Origin of the sequence: Bartonella birtlesii IBS 325 (genome assembly GCF_000273375.1) — a bacterium.
GTDB lineage: Bacteria > Pseudomonadota > Alphaproteobacteria > Rhizobiales > Rhizobiaceae > Bartonella > Bartonella birtlesii.
This window is the reverse complement of the sequence record NZ_CM001557.1, coordinates 1,560,064-1,564,710: the sequence shown is the minus strand read 5'-3', so window position 1 is coordinate 1,564,710 and position 4,647 is coordinate 1,560,064. Positions and strand designations below refer to the sequence as shown.

Genomic DNA, 4,647 nt, shown 5'->3' with positions numbered 1-4,647 from the left:
TGTAACTCATAAGAAATGCTATCAAGACCATTATGGTTATGATTTTTGAGGGTTTTGAGGGTTCCCTTTACCCCCTTTATATATTTTTTTCAATCAAAAAATAAAAGTTATTATATTTCAATAAGTTATTTTTTTAATAAACAACCTATATCAAGACACAACCTATAAATACAACCAACGGTATATTTTTGAGGGTATTTTGAGGGTTTGAGAAACCTTCAAAACCTATAAGTAATATAAGAAAATGAATAATACATAACTCTTTTTAAAACAAAGCTTTTGAAAAGGATAAAGTTATCATTTTAAATACGGTATAATCTCTTAAAGGCAATCCAAATAAGAGTATTTAAAAGTGCAAATGATTTCTTTTTAGAATAACGCATATAAACACTCCTTTTAAGATGTTATGTAAGCAATTTATAAAAGGGGTATAGAGCCCCCCCTATAGGTATAAGACCTTATACCCCTTTGTGAGGTTAATATGCCTATCATCTGAGCATGCTTTATAAGTCTATTCGGTTTCTCTTATTTCTAATTTTGGTAAGTTTTTAACAATTTTGATTGTCTCTAAACTTACGGTAATAACCCTCTGAAATAACTCTAATGGATAGGCAGGATTGCCAATGGTTTCAACAGCATAACGATTGGCATCATTCACAATACCACTCTTTTTATCAGTCTTAACGCATTGACGCCCCATAACCCATTCAAGAGCGGGCTTGCCATTGACGATATATTTATAAGCTTCAAGAGGGATATCTGTTATTGTGATATTGTTGTTGTAAAAAACAGTAGACTTATCCTTTATTTTACTATTTCCAGCGAATTTCATTTCAGTCACGTAATAAAACTTTTCGGGATTAGAGATCTCTGTCTGTTTTGGATTTCCTTTTTTAAAGGTCACGGGATAAGGTTCCACATCTTCATAGTTTACATGCAAATAACCCAGTTCACGCCCTGCTGTAACAAATTTCCAAAAATCATCAGCAGTCTTTACACAAGGGATACGAGGCAGTTCCTTAGAGAGGTTATCAGCATAACGAGCACGGTAATCTTGCGAATGAAGTAAACCATAAACGTAATAAAACAAATCATCTTTAGTGATTTTTTCATTAGGATAAGCAGCTTGAAAATGGGCTAATCCCTCATCAGTAATAGCATCACGCTTCTGTAAATCAGCTGTTTGGCTGTCTTCTATAAATAAATGGGATTGTTTCTCATTTTTACCTTTTGAAACCGTAGTATCTTCATAAAAGTATCTTGGAAAGCATTGACTAGTATCCATTGCATGAAAATTAGGTAGTGTCTTACTCATTAGTACAGAAAATCCTCCCATTGCCCCCGTACCTGTAATTTGTATTACCTTATTTTCAACGGCTTTTCCCATAGGGAATATACGCGGCATTTTGGAAACTCTATCGTTGAAGGCACGATGATAATAAAGCCATTGTTTCATAAAAGGGCGATAAAGGCTTTGAATAAAGCATGTATCTTCAAATTCAAAAATTTTTCCTCTTACCAGTTCCTGCTTAACATTATGGCTCCAACTTATCTTTTTCTCATCCGCATTAACAAAATTATCTACAACCTTCGTACGTGTTTTATGGTCAGTATGATAAGTATCATTAAAACGTTTTACCTCACTATTATAAAAGTTAATCATGTTGTGCATGTTTTTTGATAAAGCATCACGGCTAGAGTTGTATGTCCAAGCATCACGATTGGTTTTTAGACCACATGAATAAATCTCAAATAATTTTTTTTCATGCCCTTTTTTATCACCTGATACTAAAAATGCTTTGAAACTGTCATCACGTTGCCTAAGCCAATCACCATGCTTATCTGGTGTAATTATTTTCCAACCTTGTTTACTTCGTGTAATACCATCAATGCTACCAAATTTTTTAATTGTCTTAAGCTTTTTTTCTCTTGTAAGAGAATCTCCAATATCATGATAGTAAATTTTACAAGGTCCAATAGTATTGGGATTTTTTATAAACAAGGTTACAGCAATACCAGTCATACTACCATTGCCAAAAATATTTTGTCCTTCTTGAGAATCTTCTTTATTCGTCATATTTTTGCGAATATCCCCCCGTAAATTAAGTACGTAAATACTTGTAAATTCTTTGGCTAAAGATTTTCGTAAACCATCCATAGAATATCCATTGATAAAATTTCCATTTGTGACAAAGCCGATTACCCCAGCATCAGCAATACGGTCACTTGCCCAGCGAATGGCGCGGATATAACTGTCATAAAGCGCTTGCCTAAGATTTGCTTTAGATTGAGCGGCGTAAGTTTCACCGATACGTTTATTTAATATGGGATAGGGAGTGTTCTTTGCATTATCATTTTCGCTTTTTTGACCTGTTGAATAAGGAGGATTTCCAAAGATAACTTCAATATCCAGATTTTTCTGATGTTCTAAATATTCACTATTTTCTTTAAATAACTCTTGCAACAAATCTTTCCTTTCAAGCATTTGGAATGTATCGGTTAAACCAATATGCTTGAATGGGATATAATTCCCTTTCATAAGACCGTGATAAGTTGCTTCGATATTAATAGCTGCTATATAATAGGCGAGCAAGACAATCTCATTAGCATGGATATCATAACGGTATTTATATTCCATATCCTCTGGTTTTATAAGATTTGATTGTAACAACCGTGTGATAAAAGTACCCGTTCCAGTAAAAGGGTCAAGAATAGAGACCCCCCGTGATCCTAAGCTTTTTCCAAACTCACTGCGTAAGACATCATCAACAGAATGAATGATAAAATCAACAACCTCAATGGGGGTATAAACAATTCCTAATTTCTTCTACCGTACGTGGAAAAGCATAACGGAAAAATTCATTATAAAGCTCTACAATTAAACTTTGTTGTGCTTCAAGAGTAGTAATTCCACGCGTGTAAAATTGTACACTCCTAGAAATATTTTTGAGATCTTGAGATTCTTCTTTAAGAGTAAAATTATCAAGGGCATCGAGTACACGTTGTAAAGCGCAAGATACGGGATTTTCTTGAACAAACTGATGCCCCTCAAATAAAGCATTAAAGACTGGACGCGTCACGAGGTGTTGTGCAAGCATTTCAATTGCATTTTGTTCAGAGACAGTCGTATTCAAATTGCTACGCAATTCGGTCATAAAATCATTAAACACCCGCCGTGTTTCAGTTTCTGATTTCGTCAAAACTTCAGTTAAGCGTGCGATATGAGTTTGAGCGAGATCACCAACATTTATTGCCCATTTTTTCCAATAGCTAGGATCGTAAAATCTATTAACAATAGCAGCTTTAATGACATCTTTACATTTAGAAAAAAGGGGGAGTTCTCCTTGTTCTTCACATGCGTGAGAGGATTCATAAGTTGCTAACCCAATATTAAGTCCTGAATATTCTAATTTTGAGCGTGTAGGTAAATCATCAATAACCGTGGTCGTATCTTCTAACGCAAGTTCTTGAGAAGCAGCAACAATTTCAAGAGCATCGCTTACGTCTTGTTTTTTGTGCATATGGTGAATTATTTTATTAAAGTTATCATCATGGGCTCGTAAAGCATTGAGAACTTGCCAGATGACATTATACTTTTGGTTTTTTTCTAAGGCTATTTCCGGCGGAATATCAGCGGGTATCCCAACGGGTAGAATGATATAGCCTCTTTTTTTACCCTCTGCTCGACGCATGACACGTCCTATTGCTTGAATAATCTCAATTTGACTTTTGCGCGGGTGTAAAAATAGAACAGCATCAAGAGCGGGTACATCAACACCTTCAGAAAGACAGCGTACATTGGTAAGTACACGGCAAGTATTTTCCCCCGCATCTTCCTTTAACCAGTCGAGTTGTTTTGTACGCTCTTTAGCACTAAAGGTTCCATCAATATGGGCAAGGGTACAGTTAAGAGGGGGAGTATCTTTATAGTTTTTATGAAGAGCGCGCAAAGATTCTTGCACTTTTTCTTTTTTGAATCTTTTGCATATGCGTTTAGAAGTATCAATATCTTTGCAAAAAGCTAAAGCTCTACGCATAGGCTTGGGGTCATCTTCAAGATCAAGTTTCAGATCCATTTTGGTAAGGGCTCTATAACAGCCATTAATCTTGGTCCTATCGTCAAGAATAAGTTCATAATTCTTATCGGTAATCAGATGTTGAATGGATTGGCTTACTTCTTTTTCATTGACAACTAATATGATAACTTTACAAGGTGATAACAGCTTATCCTCTAAAGCACGTGAAAAGTTGTAAGTGTAAAGTTGTTTGCCATAGAGTTTTTCATTATCCATGGACACCAAAACGTTATTGGATAAGAAAGCATTCCTTTTCAGCTTGTCACTAAAGATCTTTGGGGTTGCTGTCATGTAGAGGCGTTTTTTACCTCGAATGATGCTGTTATCATGAACCTTGATAAATTCAGATTCATACTTGTCTGTTCCCAACACAACACCAGTTGTTCTATGCGCTTCATCACAAATGATCAGATCAAATTCAGGTAACCCATGCTCTTTTTGTGCATCCGAAATCACTTGAATGGAATGATAGGTTGAAAAGACCACAGTCATTGCATCTGTTAGGTTTTCACGGGCTTCTTTGGCAAGGGCTTTTGCATCTGTTGTAGCAGGGAGCACAAGATCTGATGTT

General features: G+C 35.5%; 1 pseudogene. It reads right to left on the bottom strand.

Annotated elements, in window-relative coordinates:
• Positions 1-511 precede the first annotated feature (511 nt).
• Positions 512-4,647: pseudogene (locus QWU_RS09415) on the bottom strand (type ISP restriction/modification enzyme); the annotation flags it as partial.